The organism is Hamadaea tsunoensis DSM 44101, assembly GCF_000428945.1.
Lineage (GTDB): Bacteria > Actinomycetota > Actinomycetes > Mycobacteriales > Micromonosporaceae > Hamadaea > Hamadaea tsunoensis.
Genome location: NZ_KE386821.1, coordinates 222,568 through 239,238, shown reverse-complemented (window position 1 = coordinate 239,238; position 16,671 = coordinate 222,568). Strand labels below are relative to the sequence as shown.

Genomic DNA, 16,671 nt, shown 5'->3' with positions numbered 1-16,671 from the left:
TTCCCCAGGCCGACGGCTCCACCGCCGCAGCCGCACGGAGCATTCGGAATTCCCGAACGCTCCGAGCTGTTCCGCCCGGTGTGGAGCTACGCCAACTCAGGACCTTCGAGGCCGTCGTCCGGCACCGAACCGTGACCGACGCCGCCGTCGCGCTGGACCTCGCCCCCTCGTCGGTCTCCCAGCAGATCCGCATCCTCGAGGAAGCCCTCGGTGTGGCCCTGTTCGTACGCGGCCCCAAGGGCATGCGGCTCACCCCGGCCGGCCAACGGCTGCAAGGATGGGCCCGGTCCCTGCTCGACCAGGCCGAACGGGCCACCCGCGACGTCCGGGGCGAGCGGCGGCGGCTGCGGCTCGGCGCGCTGGAGACCCTCGCCGGTTCGCATGTCCCCCAGGTGTTCGCCCGGTTCGCCGAACGCCGGCCCGACATCGACCTTGAGATCCACTCCGACCGCGCCCGCGACGGCCTGCTGACCGATGTGATCGAGGGCCGGCTCGAAGCCGCCCTGCTGCTGGATTCCGGCGACGACATCGGCGGGCTCGGCTTCCCCGCCCCCGCCGAACCGCTCGCCTTCATCGACCTCGACCCGGTCCCCCTCGCGCTGGTGTCCGCGCCCACCCATCCCCTCGCCGGCCGGGGCACGCTGGCTCCCGAGGACCTCCAGCACGAGCGGCTCCTGGTCAACGTGCCGGAGTGCTCGTTCTGGCTGGCCGGGAACAAGATCCTCGGCGCCGGACCCCAACGGGTCAAGGTCGGCGGCGTACCGGTGATGCGCGCGTGGGCCGAGCACGGACTCGGAATCTCGCTGCTGCCCCGGTTCGCCGTCGCCGACAGCCTCCGCTCCGGCGCCCTGGTCCAGCTCGCCCTCCCCCTCCCCAACCTCAGCCTGCGGCTGGTCTGGCGAGAGGACCAGGAGTCACTGCCCGGCGTACGCGACATCCTGTACGCCGCCGCCCGGCCCTGAACACCAGACGGGACCAGGGACGTCTACGCATGCCGCCGTAGACGAAATATGTATCCCATCTGTATTGAGCGATGTTTGGATCAGCCTCCGTGCAGGCAACGTCACACCGCCAGCGAAGAGGAGCTCTGACATGCGCATTCCCTTCAAGACCTTCGGCGTCGCGGTCGTTTCGGCCGCGATGCTGATCGCCGCCCCGATCCCCGCGATGGCCGAGGACGGGCACATCTACGTTCACGTGCAGACGTACCCGTCCGGCGGCGACTCGGGCGGCTCGACGTACGCGGACCTCAACTTCACCGCGGCGCGGTCGGTGACCTACAACAACTGGGTCATCAACGACACCTGCCCCGGCGACGGCTTCCGCGTCATCGGCCGGGCGCGGGCCCTGCTCCGCAACGGCTCGTGGGCCAACGGCGCTTGGCACGAGGACGACGGCACCTGTGAGAGCGACGCATGGGGCCCGTACGACAACAAGGAGCTGAACACCAGCGGCGACATCATGAAGGCCGGTCTGCAGGTCTGCGTCGACCTCGGTGCCACGCTCAAGTGCGAAGAGGAGTACCGGGACAACCCGTTCACCTCGTAGCCGGCCGGCCGGGAGAACGACCCGGATCGCTCAGCGGCCGCCTGCCGATGCGGGCGGCCGCGCCGATGTCCGGAGAGCGGCGGCCGGTCAAGATCCAGGGTGCCGTTCGTCAGGACGGTCCGCCAGCTCGCGAGTCAGACTACGGAGCGATCAGACCCGCAGGTCGAGCAGGAGATCGTCCAGCCTGGCCTGACCGCACAACGCGAGATAGGCCACCGTCTCGCCGTCCTTGGCGTCGGCCAGCTCACCCAGCCGATCGGGGTCGAAGCTGCGGGCCGGACGCAGAAACGCGCCGTGCGCCGCCATGGCCAGGCCGGCCGCCTGCGCGAGCGCCCCGACGGCGAGCTGGCTCAACCGCAGCCCGCGCGCACCGTGCGACCCGATGAGGGACGGGTAGTCGGCGAGGAACATGATCGCGACGTTGCACGTGTCGACCCGCATGACCGTCGACGGATAGAGGTACGCCGACTGCACCGCGCCGAGGTGGGCGCCGGGCGCGAGCAGGGTCAGGTCACCGGCCTCGGGGGACCAGGCGTACAGGCCGTCGGCGAGGGCCTCGACGCGCTCGACGGCCAGGCACAGGCGTACGCCCAGGCCGCTCCAGTCCTGACGGGCCGCGTGGCGGCAGGCGGCCAGCGCGGAGGTCAGCGCCTGCCGGGGCAGTGTTGCGGGCGAGGCCGTGAAGCCGCCGCGGCTGTGCCCGGCCGATCGGGTGAACAGGACGTGGTCCCAACTCGCCCCCGTCTCGTCGCCCATCTCGGACGCGGCGTCGGATCCAGCCTTGGGACGGGGATCGGATCCGGGATCGTCGCTGCCGAGCGAGTGAGAGGCGGGCCAGGCGAGGCGGTCGGCGTGCAGGACGGGGTCCTCGGCGAGCACGGTGTCGTCCGGCAGCGGGACACCGCCGGACGGGGCCGAGCCGATGCGTGTCGAGGAGTCGGCCGGCGGGGTGGACAGGGGGCCGATGAGGGCCGCCGGCAGCCATCCGTCCGCGGGTCCGGCCCCGATCGCGCTAAGCAGCGCGGCGTCGTCGAAGTCGGTGTGCACCCCGGCGGCGTACCCCAGAGCCTGGGCGACGGCCGCGGTGGCCTGGACCGCGTGACCGGCTTCGCACAGCGTCAGCGCCCAGCGCAGCTCCCGGTAGTAGTCCGGCAGCTGCCCCGGCCGGCCGAGGACTGCGATCATCGCGCCGGCTCCGGCCGGGTCGCCGTCCGCCGTCTCCCCCACCGGCCGTAGCGCGTGGCGGGCCGCGTCGTAGTGCCAGGCCCGCGGTCCGCGTACCACGAAGGCTTCGACCGGGAACAGGCTCTGCGCCGAGGGGTACGCCCGATGTGCGTTGTAGTTGTTGGCCGGCTCGTATCGCTGGAACCCCAAGGCCGACGTGAGAAGGTCCGCCAATCCGTCCAGCCCGGTCGGCGCGGCCGGGCGCGCGCGGGGGTAGCGCACCGCGGCCAGCGTACGCGGGCGGCCGATCGGCAGCGGTACGCACGGCGCGGCCGAGTAGCGGATCGGCGGCGGGGGCGGCAGCGGCCGCACGGGCCGGCGGAAGATCTCGCTCGGCCGGGCCTGGAGGCGGGCGAAGGCTTCGAGGTCGAACGCGGTCACGGCAGGTCCTTCCGGAACGCGACGACGCCGGTGAGGACGTCGTCGTCGAGGAGCGGTTCGCCCCGCCACCATCGGCCGGTCACGTCGTCGCCGAGCAGCGCACGGGCGTCGAATTCGCCGGGATCGCGGGGTACGGCATAGTCGACGGCGACGCCCGGGGCCAGGAGGGCATGGGCCGTGGCACCGTCCACACTCGACTGCGCGTCCAGGGAGCAGTCCAGTGCCGCCAGCCGGCCGCCGATCCGGACGGTCGTGGCGAACACGTCGCGGCCGCCGGCGACGCGATAGGTGACGACCTCCGCCTCCGGCACCGGCGTACGCGGGTGCAGGCCGGTGATCGCCGCGAGACGGTCCAGGCGGCCGGACTCCTCCCAGCGCGCGATGCACCGCAGGACCGCGTCGCGCCAGAACTCCGCCGGCGACGTTCCGGCCGCGGCGACGGAATCGTTGTCCGGCAACGGAACCAGCGTACGCGCGGCGGCGACGAACGCCCGCCGCAGCGCAGCGGCCGGATCGGGACCGGCGCCGTACGCCACGCCACAGCTCGCCACGGCCGCGGTCGAGCCGTCGGCGGGAACCAGCATGGGTGCGGGAAGCGCGCCGGTCACCGGGTCGCAGGCGATCGGGACCGGCGGAACCGCCCCGGGATACAGCGGGACGAAGGCGTCGACCGCGAAGTCCGCCGGCAGCTCGGCCCATTCGGCGGCGACTGCGGCGGTCGGATGCGCCGTGACCTTCAGCCCGTCGGTCCGGATGAGCTGGACGTCGCGACGCGCCGCGGGGTCGTCCAGTCCGGCGATCACCCGCAGGGCGGCCAGTCCGGCGAGATTGCCGGCGAGCGTGGCGACCACGGGCGACACCGGTGCCCGGTCGACCTCGAATCGGATGCGGCGCAGCGCATCCGGCAGCGTCGCGCCGACGAGGGCGTGCTCGCCCGCGAGCCAGATGCCGATCCACGGCGCGTCCGGTGGCTCCGACGTGTCCACGGTGATCACGATGGACGCGTCCGGCCGGGGATCCGTGGCCACCAGGCGGCCGACGCCGGCCTGTTCCAGGGTTCGGCGTACCGCGTCCAGCACGAGCCCGTCGCCGCCCGGGAAGTACGCGACCGCCGAGCGCAGCCGCCGGAAGGAGTCGTAGGGCGAGACGGCGTGCGCCTCCAGGTAGCTGAGTACGCGGGGGAAGCGGTCGGCCTCGGCCGGGCGGTCGCCGGGATCGAGCAGCAGGCCCAGTTCTTCCAGCCGGTCCACAAGGGTCGACGGGCCGACCGGCGATCCGGCGTGCAGGCGCGGGAACAGCGCGTCCCACTCGGCGGGGTCGGCGGCGACCACGGTCGTGCGGCCCAGCCCGGCGATGCTCAGCCCGCCCGGAACAGGCGCGGCGTGCACTCCGGGGCGCAGGCGTACGCGGCGGCTCAATCTTCCTCCTCGGCGGGTACGCCGAACGCGGCGCCGATGAGGGCGAGGCGGCCGGCGGGCGGGACGTCGTCGCGCAGCGGTGGCAGGAGACCGTCGGTGAGACAGCCGACTCCACCGTGCTGCTGGATGTGCAGAAGGAACGTGGCGGCCGCGGCGCCGCCCCGGGTCAGCAGGAGCCGGTATCCGGCGCCGCCGTGAGCGGCGATGGCCGCCTCGACGTCCCCGTGCCACAGCACGAGCGCGGGTGCCGCGGCCAGGTCGACCTGCATGAGCATGCCCTCGTCGGGGGTGACGACGGTGGCGCCGAGCGGTTCCTCGCCGGGCCACAACGCCGCGTCGAGCAGCCGGGCGGCTTCGAGCGCGGCGGCGACCGACACCGGGGCGAGCGGGCCGGACCACGACCGCCGTGAGCGCCGCGATTCCAGTACCTCGGGATCCACCACCCACGGCAAGGAGACCGGCGCGGGCCACGACGACCGGGCCGACCGCACGTATGCCAGGACGTCAAGGGGAAGTGCGGCCTGCGTCGTCATGACACGACCGCCATCGCGCACACGAGGAACCCCGGTCCCAGCCGCTCTTCCCAGCCGGCGTCGGGCCACTCGGTCAGGGCCGCCATCCGCAGGCCTTGTGCCGTCGCGGCGATCGCGAGCTGGCCCATGGCCGCGCCCGCCTCCAGCCACGCCAGCCGGTAGGCCTTCAGCCCGTACTTCGGCAGCGACCGCCCGATGTCGGCGGCCAGCACGATCGCCGTCCCGTCGACCACCGTGTCATCGATCGGCGGGCCGGTCTTCTCCAGCGTCACCCACTCGTGCGCGTACGGGTCGTACTGGTGGATCCCGTTCGCGTCGGCGGCGTACCCGATGATGATGCCCAGGTTGCCTGCGGACGGCGCGTAACGGTCGGGCGGTGCCGTGGCACGCAGGCCGACCGCCCGGCGCAGCGCCGCGCCGATCGGATCGAGCGCGGGCCGGCCGGGCCCGGGCGCGCGCGGGAAGGCGGTCTGCGCGGCCAGCGCGCCGGGCCGGTAGTGGCCACGGTGCAGGGCCGGGTCGAGCCACCGGCGGGCGGGCAGCCCGGCCGCCGCCTCGTAGTCGCGGATGACCTGGTCCACAGTGGAACCATGGCCGCGGCAGGCCACCGGGACAAGGTCCGTGCGCCACGCGCGCAGGTCGTGCCGGACGGCCGTGACGTTCGTGAGCGTACGCCCGAAGCGGCCGACGGTCTGCGCGACCTCCATCGCCACCAGGACGTCCGCCAGGGCCGATGCCGTGCCGCCGTCGTCGTCGGCCGGCAGCGCCTCGGCGACACACGACAGGCAGGGCCGCCGGTTGCCGGGCTCCAGCACCGGTCCGATCGTGACAGCGTCCGCCGCCCGCACGACGGGAACGACGGTCCGGCCCGCCCGCAGATGGTCCCGCCACACGGCGCGGTCGGGTGTGCCGCCGACGATCACCCAGGCCGCGTCGGCCACGGTGCGGGCCGCCGTCAGCAGATCACTGTCGACACCCCAGACCGGCGTACTTTCCAGCACGTCCAGCGCACCCGACGCATCGGCGTGTACGCCGGTCGCCGCGACCCCCCGGCTGAGATACAGCCACGACCCCCCGTCCGTACGCGGATCGGGGACGGACGGCCCCTCCTGGAGGAGCCCGTGCACGGCGAGCACTCCCAGCAGCTTCTCGACGGCCGACGGAGCGAGCCCGCACAGGGTCGCCAGAAGATCGTGGTCGCTCGTCCCGTCGAGGCGGGCCGTGAGCGCGGCGAGCGCCGCCGAGATCCGCGGTCCGCTCAGTTGCAGCTGGCGCGTACCGGTGTCGACGGTGACCGCACGTTCGCCGAACTCCCAGTGCATCCCGGGCCGCAGCGCCGGACGCGCCGGTACGCCGAGATGCGGATCCGTGCGGGCGGCCTCCGCCAGCGAGTCGGCGGTGGTGGCACCGGTCAGCCGGGGCATCACGGCTCCCCGCTCGAACGCCGGAGACCGACGCCGACCAGGTCCACGCTCAGCGCTTCGGTGTGGGCGTGCCGCAGATACCAGCGGGTGACCTCCGCGGCCAGCTCGATGTGCTGCGTCAGTACGCCGGCCGGCGCGCCCGCGCCCGACCCCGTCGACGGCACGCCCGGACCGTCCGGCAAATGCAGCGGCCCCACGGTGAGGCGGGCGCCCGTCAGCACAGTGATGAGGACCGGGGTTCCCGCGCTGAGGCAGCGCCACGCGAGCTGCTCGACGTCGGCGGTCACGGCGTCGGTCAGGATCACCGCGACGTCGTAGGACTCGGCGGTGAGCTTGGCCGCGATGGCGTGCCCGACGGCGCCGACGGCGAGGACGGGGATCATGACGGCAACCGCCCTGCCACCACCCGGCCGTCGCGCAGGACCGCCACGATGCGCCGCGCGATGGTCTCGACGGGAAAGACGCCGCCGGCGACGACGACCAGATCCGCTTGCCGCTTCGGCGCCAGCGTCCCGATCCGTTCGTCGAGGTGCAGCAGGCGCGCACCGGCGTACGTGGCGGTGGTCAGAGCTTCGCAGGGCGACATGCCCGCCTCGACGAGGGCGGTGAGCTCGGTCAGGTTCTGCCCGTGCGCGACCAGCCCGGAGTCCGAGCCCATCGCGATCCGCACGCCCGCCGCCCGGGCCCGCCGGAACGCCTCGACGTGCCGGTCGGCGTACTCCGTGTCGCCGGTCGCGCGGCCCGCGGCGAGGGTGGGCACGAGCCAGGTACCCCGGTCGGCCATCTCGGCGATCGCTTCGTCGCTCAGCCCGCTGCCGTGTTCGATCGAGTGCACGCCGTGGCGGATCGCCCGCAACGCACCTTCCGCGCTGTGCGCGTGGGCCATGACGGGCAGTCCGGCCGCGCTCGCCTCGGCGACGGCTTCGGCGATCTCATCGTCGCGCAGCTGAGCCCGATCGGCGTCGGTGCCCAGCGCGCTGCCGCTGACGGCGATCTTGATGACGTCGGCACCGGCGGCGACGAGACCGCGTACAGCGCGCCGCATCTGCTCCACCCCGTCGACCACGCCGGGGGGACGGTCGTCCGGGAACGCGGGCAGCGGTACGCCCGACGCCGTGCGATAGTCGCCCCGGCCGCCGGTCTGGCTCAGCATCGTGATCGCAATCCGCAGACGGGGACCGGGGATCAGCCCGTCGTCGATCGCCTGGCGCAGCCCCGCGTCCGCGCCGTCGGCGTCCCGCGCGGTCGTGACCCCGGCGGCCAGCGTACGCCGGAGGTTGCGGGCCGCGCTGAGGATCCGGTAGCTGGCCGGTGTCCGCAGCAGCACTCCGGGATCCATCGAGCTGACGGTCACGTGGACATGGCAGTCCACGAATCCGGGCAGGAGACCGAACCCGGTGAGGTCGACCAGGCGCTCGCCGTCGAGACCGGCGCCCATCGCGACGATGCCGCCGTCGGCGACGCCCACGTCGGTGACGGACACGTCGTGCCCGTCGAACACCTCGGCGCCCCGATAGACGATCACGACCGGCCGCCGATCGGGATGAGGTACAGCGGGACGTCGCCGATCCCGTCGAGGTCGAGTGCCTGCGCCAGGGCGTCGTCGTGGAAGGCGCCCATCGGCACCGAGCGCAGCCCCAGCGCCGTCGCGACGAGCAGCACGTTCTGCGCCAAGTGACCGGCCTCCAGCAGGAGGAAGCGGTAGCCGCGCAGGCCGTAGCGCGCCGTGATGGCCGGGATGTCGCCCACGACGACCAGCCACAGGGGTACGCGCGCGGGATCGAGCGCCACCACCTCGCCCGGGTCCAGATAGGGCGACGTGCCGGCCAGCCCGACGAACGGCGCGACCCGCCGCAGGCGGTGCCCGTCGGGATCGTGGTGATAGACCGCCGGCTCCAGCCCCGGCACCTGGGTCGGCACGACGAGCAGCCGGGTCGGACGGACGATGCCGGCGCTCGGATACCGGTCGCCCCCCGAGTACGCCAGGAGCGTCGCGAGGTCGTCGAGGGACACCGGACCGTGGTAACCGGCCAGTGTGGACCGTCGCGCCAGGAGCGTCTCCCCCACCGGCCGGTCGAGCGGGCCGGCCGCCGGGAGATCGAACACCGGAGTCCGGGGAACGTAGGCCGGCGGCACGTCCGATCGCGGCAGCTGCGCGGGCAGCGTGGCGGGAAAGTACTTGGCCGCCTCGTGGTACCGGCGGGCGGGCGTGTCGAGCCCCCCGTCGTGGAAGCCCTCCCCCATGCTCGCCTGGACGGCCGCCAGCGACGCCAGCCACGACAGGTGGTACTCCTCGGCGAGTTCCACGCCCATCCGGTTGTGCAGCATGTGCAGCTGGCTCAGCAGGATCGTCCACACCGATCCGACCCCGCCCAGCTCCCCCGCCGCCTCCAGGTGCCGCAGGCGTTCGGCGTACGCGGTGGCGGACGCGTGCCACAGTCCGAGGTACCCGGTCCGGGCGGCGTCCTGTCCCACGGCGGAGCGCACCTTGGCCCGCGACGACAGGTACGACTCGCGACGGGCCTGGAAGTCCGACTCGGCCCGCCCGCGGATCGTCCGCACGTCGACGTCCGACGGGTCCTCGGTGTTGAACCGGGCGCTGAGGACGTACCGGCGGAACATGGTCGCCTCGGCGGCCGGCCCGTCGCAGACCGCCGCGCCGAACGCGGCCAGCAGGTTGTAGGCCACCCCCAGCCGCGGCTGCCGCAACGCCGTCAGAGCCACCCTGGTGGACACGACGAACAGGTCCTCGGCCGCCGCCATCGCGCTCGGACCGCCGTACCGGTCCAGCTCCGGCTCGTAGGCTTCCCGGGTGACCTCGCCGTGCTTGTGCCAGGCCGCATCCGGCGTACGCGTGCCGTAGTAGGCCGCCGGTTCGAGCGCGGGCTCGGGATGGTCCAGAAGCCACGACTCCATCCGCAGGGCGAGTTCGTCCACAGCGGACGGTGTGGCGTCGCGGAGCCGGACGCGGACGTGCGGGCCGCCCTGCCAGTAGCGGATGAAGAACCACCCGCGACACTCCCCGGCCGCCGTCAGCCGGTCGGCCTCCGGTGCGACGCACTCGGCCAGGAACGTGTCGGTGTGCTCCCGGCCGCCGTGGGCGAAGGCGTGCAACGACGTCCAGCTCATGGGAACGGGTGCGGCAGGATCGGGCCGTCGACGCCGGTACGCGCCCGCGCGGCGTCCAGGCGCGGCAGGCCACGCGTACGGTGGTGGACGTGGCCGAAGGTCATCGCCAGCGCGCCGGGCGCGATCGCCTTGACCACCTCGACACCGAGCCGATGATCGCGGGCCGTCGTCTGGCGGACGATGATCGGCGGCAGTCCGGCGGCCGCCATCGCGCCGGTCACGAGCCGCATGGTGTCGGTCAGGTCGGGGCGGATCCAGCGGCTGCGCCAGTCCCCGAAATGCGTCGCCGCGTCGACCGGCGGCCCGGCCTCCAGCTGCCAGGCCAAGCGGTCCAGCGAGGCGGGCAGCGTGTAGAGGGCGACGTGATCGTCCAGGGACACCACCCGCGTGGGGTCGGCCAGCATCGCTCGGCGGTCCTCGGCCGACGGATGGTCGGTACGCCGGTTGCCCAGCACGGCCATCGCGGCGACCTCGACCAGCGCCCCGGTGATCGCCCGCTCCGGATCGGGATGGGCGGCCGCCGCCGACAGGCTCGCCCCGTCGGGGTTCGCCGGGTCGAGGGCGAGCGCCCAGACGACGGGTACGCCGACATCGCTGGTGATGTCGAACAGCCGTGTCTCGTAGCCCTCGCCGGCCAGCACGTCGAGCAGGTCGCAGCCGTCGGGGTCGACCACGCCGCCGGGGTCGAGCGGTGTCCCCGGGGTCTGCGAATACCAGGCCAGCAGGAACGCGTCGCGTTCGATGGTCTCCAGGCACGCGTACAGGACGGCCTCCTCCAGGCAGCCGCCGACCGCGCAGCCGCTGGAGCACTCGTAGAGGAAACGGGCCCGCCCGGGGCGACCCGGAACGCCGTAGTACGCCACGTGCTCAGGCACCAGGACAGGCGTGCCGGACGCCACGTCGTGCCCCCAGACCCAGCTGGTCTGCGCGTCGGGCGAGTACGGCGTCAGCAGCGAATGCCGATGCCCGTCGTACGCCGGATCGGTCAGGCCGAGCAGCGCCGGATCGAGGGCGACGTCGGCGAGGGAACGGTAGCTGCCGACCACACTGGTACGCCGCGCCGACGGCCAGGAGCCGGACTCCCGCTCCACCGCTTCGAGGAAGCCGACCCGGCGGGAGCTCTCGAAGTCCCGTGACCGGCCGAAGGCGTACATCCGGGGCCGGTGGCGCAGGGTGGCCAGCTCCACGCCGGTGAACGCCATCGGCGCGATGGGGTCGCGGTAGACGTGCGCCACCGGCCCGTAGCGGTGGTCATGCATGTGGGCGAGGTCGGACAGCGGCAGCAGTGGCTTGACCCGCAGCCGTTCCGGCTCGGCCGACCGCTGGGTGGTCCAGGACCAGCGGGCGAGATCGGCGCTGTCGTCGGGCAGCACCGAGCAGACCTCGCAGTCGGGCACCGGGGTGAGGCGGTGCAGCTGGATCTCGCCGCGCGCCGCGGAGACGACCTGGATGACGTCGTCGTCGGCGCCACCGGCCAGCCGGGCCGCGACCAACTCGGCCGCCAGCACACTCCAGTGGGTCTCGGAAGTGAGCCGGCTCGGTTCCTGCGCCAGGTACGCGTGCATCGGCGGGGTCGACGCGACCGACCGGTGCCGTTCCTCGGCACACGCCACGCAGCCGGGTACGCCGGGACGCACGAGCGGTCCTATCTCGATGGCGGCGCCCTTGAACCGGACCGGCAGGAACGGCCGGCCGTCGGCGTGCGCGGCGCGCTGCCGTTCCACCAGGCCCGCCAGGTCCAGCGTGGGATCGTCGGCCACCACCGGGGCGGCGGACATGACGTCGGTGCTCACGCGATCCCGATCCTTCCCGCGAGAATGTCGCCGTCTGCGGTTGCGCCCACCTCTTCGCACATTTCGAACCGCAGGCCGGGTATCGCCTCCGCCACCCGGCGCCGGTCGCCGAGCAGCGGCTCCAGTGCCCGCACCGTTTCGGCGTCGTGGCTGACCGAGATCCGGCCCGGCGGCGGCGCATCGACCAGCAGACCGCGCAGCGCGTGCTCGACGGCGCTCGCCCGATCGGCTCCGTAGCCCCACGATTCGCGCTGTGCCGACGAGGCCACCGCGATCGCCGCGCCGACGCTTGTCACTCCACAGGAGACAGTCGGTTCGCGCCCGTCGCGGCGGGCTATCGAACGCCGCCAGCGCACCGATCTGGGCAGGTCCGGCGGCGCCGGTTCGGTCGGCCGGCCGGCCTGGGCCACGAGGATCCGGCCGACCGCGTCCGTCCAGAGGTCCAGCGGATCGCCGCCGGCCGCGCCGATCGGGCCGACCGACCAGCCGTCCGCGGCGAGGGTCCCGGTCCATGCCCGCATCGCCGCCCGCCGCGCGTCCCCGGCCGCGGCGGTCTGGTCCGCGCCCGCCCCCACGGCTTCCTGCCCGGCCAGCCGAACCCGTTGCTGGGCCAGCGGCAGCTGCGGCAGGTCGCCGGGTTCGGGCTCAGGCGTCTCCGTGATCGGCAGGGCCGTGCCGCCGCGGATGATCACCGGCGGCGGGGTGAGCCCGGCGCACAGGCGCAGGACCCGCTCCACCACCACAGCGCGCGCCATCGCCCACTCGCCCGGCCCCGGCTGGTCCGCACCGGCCCCCGATTCCGCCGTCCCCGCTGTCTCCGCCGCTCCCGCGCCGGCCGGGCTCGCTGCGGCCTGCGCCTTCAGGTGGTGGACGACGATCGGGTCCGCCTTCAGATGGTGGGCCACGGTCGGGTCGGCCAGGACGTCGGCGGTGCCGACCAGGAGCACGTCGTTCAGGACGAGGACGGCGACATCCGCACCGGCCGCGCCTGCGGGCCCGCCGACGTAGACGGTCCACACGGGACTCTCCCCGGCGGCCGGACCGTCTTCTCGCTCCGCATCCGCGCGGAGGGTATCGATGTGCAGACCGGCCCGGGTGAGCGCCGGCCCGACTCCGGAGACGTCGGCGGCAGCGCCCGTCAGCCGGAGGCGTACCGACGCGGCCACCCGGGCCGCGGCCACCGGATCGGGTGCGATGCAGGCGAGGTACGGCGGCACGGCGACGTTCGGCAGCGACATGAGCATGTCGTGCGCCGTCAGGGTGCCGAGGATCTGGTCGAACACCGCACCGGCCTTCTCGGGCAGGCGTCCGCGCAACGCATCGGGGTCCGCCCCCGCGCGCAGCATCGGCTCGACCGTCCGCCAGAGCTTCACCACACCCGCCGAACAGGACATCAGGCCGCCGCTGGACCAGCCGCTGAACAGCAGGCCCTCGTCGACGGCGTACACGGCGGCGCCGGGGCGCAGGACGATACTCATGTCGGGTTGCCTTCGCTGATGCGGGCGTGGGGATCCCGCCGGATCGCGGCCAGCTGATCACGCCAGCTCACGCCGAACTCCTGCTCGGTCAGCTCGCACACCGCGAAGGACGCGAAGTACCGCTCGACGGGTGAGATCCCCAGCAGCGGCAGCCACCGCGTGACCTGATTGGTGACGAACCGGTACGCGGCGAACTCGCTGACGTGCACCCGTTCGGGAAGGTCGCGCAGCTTGCCCAGTTCGTGGTGGAAGTCGCTGCTCGGCCGGTCGGGTCCGAAGCGCCACTGCCGCTCGGTCCGCTCGTCGAATTCCCGGGCCGCGCTGAGGTATCCGGGACCGACGTCCTCGGTGACCTCGCCCGCCTGCGAGGCCTCCAGCAGCGCCGGCCACACGTCGTCGAACGCTTCGGACCAGGCCCGCGGATAGGGATCGTCACCGGTGTACCGGCCGTGGTCGGTGGCCGACACCTGCGCCCGGAAGGCTGCCCGCAACGAGTCCTCGTTCGCCGCGAAGCGGGCCGCGAGCAGAGTGCGTACCTGGCCGTCGGCGTCGTTGTTCGCGAGGAAGTCCTCCAGATGGGACCGGTAGCTCAGCTGGCCGGTCGCCAGGCCGCCGATCGGCCACCGGGTGGCGTTGGCGATCAGCGCGCCCATGGCCACGACGACCCGGTGCCGTCCCCGGTCGAGTGCTTCGAGGCCGTGCGCGAGCGGTTCGACCGCGCGGGCCAGGATCCGGCGCTTGAGCGCGAATCCGGCCTCGCCCAGCAGCGCCACGGAATCCTGTTCGGGGTAGTCCTCCATGACCGCCGTGTTGTCGGCCCGCACCGGCTCGTAGGGTCCCGCGACGAGTTCGGAGCGGCCCAGTTCCCGGCTCAGCCGCGCGTACGCCACGGGGTCGACCGGCTGGCGCGACGGGTTCCGCCGCAGGTATCCGGCCACGTCTGCCAGCAGCGGCGCCTCCGGCGTACCGGCCGGGACGGCGAGACGGACGTGCGGACCGCGCAGCCAGTGCCGTTCGAGGAAGGCACCGGGTACGCCGCGGGCCAGCGGGACGAGGCAGTCCCGCAGGAGCGCCCGCTTGTCGGCGTCGTGGTGGCTGGCCACCAGGGCTCGGATCACCGGTCACCGCCTTCGGTCTGGCTGCACTCGATCAGGTACTCCGTCGCGCGCCGGCCGGTCAGCGGATCGGCCGGCGGTGCGGCCGGATCGGGCGTCGCTTCCTCGATCCGCAGTGTCGGCGCGTCGGCCACCCATGCCGGCAGGCAGCGCAGATGCAGCGGGGAGCGCAGGTCGGCGTACATCGGCTTGGGGCGGCCGAGGGCGTCGGCCTCACCGCCGTCCGGCGCCGTGCCCAGCCGGGCGACGAAGACGCGGGCGGGTATGCCGTGCGCGGCCCGGAAGGCGTCGAAGCGGGCCAGGAACCAGGCGTCGGACTCGGCGGGGCCTTGCACCGGCAGCAGCGGCGCCGGCACGATCCACCGGCGGCGGCTGAGGATGAGCGAGCCGTACCGGACCCGGGGGTAGGCCCGGATGCCGGTGCGATCCGCCTCGCCGAGCCGCCGCTCGAGTTCGCCCGCGGCGTCGATCCGCAGCTGGCTCGGCGCACTGAGCAGATACAGGCCGGTCAGCTCCCACGGCAACAGGTAGGGCACGAGGAAGCCGAGGTACTTCGGCAGGACCCGCCGGCCGTCGGCGTCCTCCAGTACCAGCCGGCCCTCGACCGGATCGTGGCGTACGCGCAACGTGCCCGGATCGATGCCGTCGGCCCCGTCGAACGTGCGGAACTGCCGGTCCAGCAGGGCCGGGTGCACGTTGGCGTTGAAGCCTTGCACTGGACGCAGCTCGGTCGCCCCGGCCGGCAGCGTACGCCGCAGATGCTCGCGCAGGGTGGCGGTGATGCCGTCGTCGTCGAGTTCGAGGAACCTCGACAGGAACCCGCCGTTGCCGTCGAGGACGGCGTTGACGGCCGCACGGTCCACGACGGCGTCCTTCTCCGACACGGCCTGCACGAAGACGCTGAACGAAGCGTGCTCGCGCCGGAATCGCCGCGGGACGCCGGCGGCCATGCCGGCGACGAACTCGGGGCTGAGGACGACCTCCGGCCCGTCGGCGGTGGCGACCTGGTGCAGGTACCGCTCGCGCACGGCCAGCAGCTCGTCGAGCCCGGGATCGCGGCCGCCGATCTCGGCGAGCATCGCGGCCAGCGTGACCTGCTCGGTGGTGAAGACGTCGGGCAGCATGGCGACGAACTCCGGGTAGGCGCAGGAGCCGCCCGGCCCGAGCTTGTCGACCACCTTCAGCGTCATCAGCGCCTGACCGGGGTGGTCCATGTTGAGCGGTTCCAGCGCGGGGATCAGCGACCGCAGATCGTCGCGGACGGCCGCCCAGCGTCGGGGGTCGACGTCGACGCTCCCGGCCAGGGCCACGTCCTCGTACAACGGGCTGTCGGTGAGGGAGCTCGTGCCGTAGCGGGCGAAGGCGGCGTCCCATGCGGCGCGCAGGGCGTCGATCGCCGCCGGTCGGTCACCGGATTCCATGCCCGCCACGGCCACGGTACGCCGATGCAGCCCGGCCACGCACTCGGCCAGCTCCACGGCGGCCGGCGCGCCCAGTGCCCGGAGGTCCTCGGCCAGTCGCAGGGCCGGATCAGACGCGTGCTGGTCGACGCGCAGATCCACGGTCAGCAGCCCGGCCGACAGCAACCGCCCGATGTACGCGTACGCGGTGGCGACCGGCTGCCCGGAACGCTGGGCGAGGGCCGCGGCCAGCTCCTGCACGGGACGGGCCCCGCTGCCGACGCCGTCGACGAGGTAGCGCGTGGCACCCGATGCCGGGACGCACACCCTCGACCGGCGGGTGCGGTAGACGCGGGAGCGCTGCGGGTCGTCGCGCATGACCTCGAACTCGAATCCCGCGTCGGTCCGCACGACCCCCTCCGCCAGCCGCACGGAGACGGGCAGCGCGGCCGGATCGGCGGTCGCGGCGTCCAGCAACCGCAGCAGCAGGAGCAGGCTCGGTTCGACCCGCACCGCACGGTCGGCCGGATCCGGTGGCGCGCCCGGTCGCCAGCGGCCCATGCCGATGACCGTGTAGTGGCTGAACGGGCTCGTCTTGGCGATCGCGCGCAAGGCGTACCGGATCAGCTTCGGCTCGGACTTGCGGACCCGCTTGGGCTGCTGCGCCGGCGGTGTGGCGGCGTAACGGGCGGCGCTGCGGGCCAGATCCGGGCTGGAGATCGCGGCGGCGCGCAGGAAGTCTTCGTGGCCGAGCACCGCCCGCAGGAGATCGCGCTCCTCGGTGAGCACCGCCGCGACGAGGGCCTCCGCCTCGTCCAGCCGCTCCCGCTCGGCGCGCCGCAGCTCGTGCCACCGCACGAGGTCGGGCACCTCGGCGGCGAGCCGCTCGGGCGGCACGCGCGGGTCGCGGTCGTTGAACACGGCTCGCGACGACGGCAGCACCACCTGGAGGCGGACGTCGTCGGGGACTTCGGCGGCCAGCGCGTACAAGCGCTCCAGGACGGCCGGAGTCAGCCGCCGCCGCTCCACGGCGAGGCGGTCGATCTCGTCGAACACGGCGTGGTGGCGGCCGACCGGCGCGGGGCCGGCGATCGGGTTGAACCGCACCAGCGCGTACGGCGCGAATTCGACGTCCACCACCGCGCATCCCTTCCGTCCGGACCTGCCACTATGGAAAGAGCGGCCTGCCTGCCGCGCCACTAGGCCTGGCGCGGCGGGCAGGCTGCCC

13 protein-coding genes are annotated in these 16,671 nt (G+C 73.7%); 2 read left to right on the top strand and 11 right to left on the bottom strand.

The window, feature by feature from the left end; all coding sequences use genetic code 11:
* Positions 1 to 80: 80 nt before the first annotated feature.
* Both G401_RS0140190 and G401_RS0140185 read left to right on the top strand, forming a co-directional pair.
* Positions 81 to 962: a LysR family transcriptional regulator gene (locus G401_RS0140190; RefSeq protein ID WP_027346927.1), complete on the top strand. Its 882-nt coding sequence runs from the start codon at positions 81 to 83 to the stop codon at positions 960 to 962.
* 130 nt (positions 963 to 1,092) lie between these two features.
* Positions 1,093 to 1,548, top strand: coding sequence for a hypothetical protein (locus G401_RS0140185; RefSeq protein ID WP_027346926.1), 456 nt, complete (start codon positions 1,093 to 1,095; stop codon positions 1,546 to 1,548).
* Between the two features lie 150 nt (positions 1,549 to 1,698).
* Here the strand turns inward: G401_RS0140185 and G401_RS0140180 are convergent, their stop codons facing one another.
* The 11 genes from G401_RS0140180 to G401_RS0140125 are packed head-to-tail and all read right to left on the bottom strand — an operon-like array spanning position 1,699 to position 16,583.
* A complete protein-coding gene (locus G401_RS0140180; protein ID WP_051367946.1) occupies positions 1,699 to 3,153 on the bottom strand; it encodes a nitroreductase family protein in 1,455 nt (484 codons plus the stop codon).
* Positions 3,150 to 4,571 carry a hypothetical protein gene (locus tag G401_RS0140170; protein WP_157546809.1) on the bottom strand — a complete coding sequence of 474 codons (1,422 nt, stop codon included), beginning with the start codon at positions 4,569 to 4,571 and terminating at the stop codon, positions 3,150 to 3,152. The genes G401_RS0140180 and G401_RS0140170 overlap by 4 nt, the downstream gene beginning before the upstream one ends.
* Positions 4,568 to 5,104, bottom strand: a complete 537-nt coding sequence (locus tag G401_RS0140165) for a hypothetical protein (RefSeq protein ID WP_027346923.1) — start codon at positions 5,102 to 5,104, stop codon at positions 4,568 to 4,570. The genes G401_RS0140170 and G401_RS0140165 overlap by 4 nt, the downstream gene beginning before the upstream one ends.
* Positions 5,101 to 6,528 (bottom strand): nitroreductase family protein, encoded by a 1,428-nt coding sequence (locus G401_RS0140160; RefSeq protein ID WP_027346922.1) that lies wholly within the window; start codon positions 6,526 to 6,528, stop codon positions 5,101 to 5,103. Before G401_RS0140160 ends, G401_RS0140165 begins: the two co-directional genes overlap by 4 nt.
* Positions 6,528 to 6,911 carry a hypothetical protein gene (locus G401_RS0140155; RefSeq protein ID WP_027346921.1) on the bottom strand — a complete coding sequence of 128 codons (384 nt, stop codon included), beginning with the start codon at positions 6,909 to 6,911 and terminating at the stop codon, positions 6,528 to 6,530. Before G401_RS0140155 ends, G401_RS0140160 begins: the two co-directional genes overlap by 1 nt.
* Positions 6,908 to 8,053, bottom strand: a complete 1,146-nt coding sequence (locus tag G401_RS0140150) for a metal-dependent hydrolase family protein (protein WP_034594551.1) — start codon at positions 8,051 to 8,053, stop codon at positions 6,908 to 6,910. Before G401_RS0140150 ends, G401_RS0140155 begins: the two co-directional genes overlap by 4 nt.
* The gene (locus G401_RS0140145; protein ID WP_027346919.1) at positions 8,050 to 9,657 is read right to left on the bottom strand and encodes a thiopeptide-type bacteriocin biosynthesis protein; all 1,608 of its coding nucleotides are present in this window, start codon (positions 9,655 to 9,657) and stop codon (positions 8,050 to 8,052) included. The genes G401_RS0140150 and G401_RS0140145 overlap by 4 nt, the downstream gene beginning before the upstream one ends.
* The gene (locus G401_RS51720) at positions 9,654 to 11,450 is read right to left on the bottom strand and encodes a TOMM precursor leader peptide-binding protein (RefSeq protein ID WP_051367945.1); all 1,797 of its coding nucleotides are present in this window, start codon (positions 11,448 to 11,450) and stop codon (positions 9,654 to 9,656) included. The genes G401_RS0140145 and G401_RS51720 overlap by 4 nt, the downstream gene beginning before the upstream one ends.
* Positions 11,447 to 12,928: a hypothetical protein gene (locus G401_RS56980; RefSeq protein ID WP_027346918.1), complete on the bottom strand. Its 1,482-nt coding sequence runs from the start codon at positions 12,926 to 12,928 to the stop codon at positions 11,447 to 11,449. Before G401_RS56980 ends, G401_RS51720 begins: the two co-directional genes overlap by 4 nt.
* Positions 12,925 to 14,046 (bottom strand): lantibiotic dehydratase C-terminal domain-containing protein, encoded by a 1,122-nt coding sequence (locus tag G401_RS0140130; RefSeq protein ID WP_027346917.1) that lies wholly within the window; start codon positions 14,044 to 14,046, stop codon positions 12,925 to 12,927. Before G401_RS0140130 ends, G401_RS56980 begins: the two co-directional genes overlap by 4 nt.
* Positions 14,043 to 16,583 (bottom strand): lantibiotic dehydratase, encoded by a 2,541-nt coding sequence (locus G401_RS0140125; protein WP_027346916.1) that lies wholly within the window; start codon positions 16,581 to 16,583, stop codon positions 14,043 to 14,045. The genes G401_RS0140130 and G401_RS0140125 overlap by 4 nt, the downstream gene beginning before the upstream one ends.
* Positions 16,584 to 16,671: the final 88 nt, after the last annotated feature.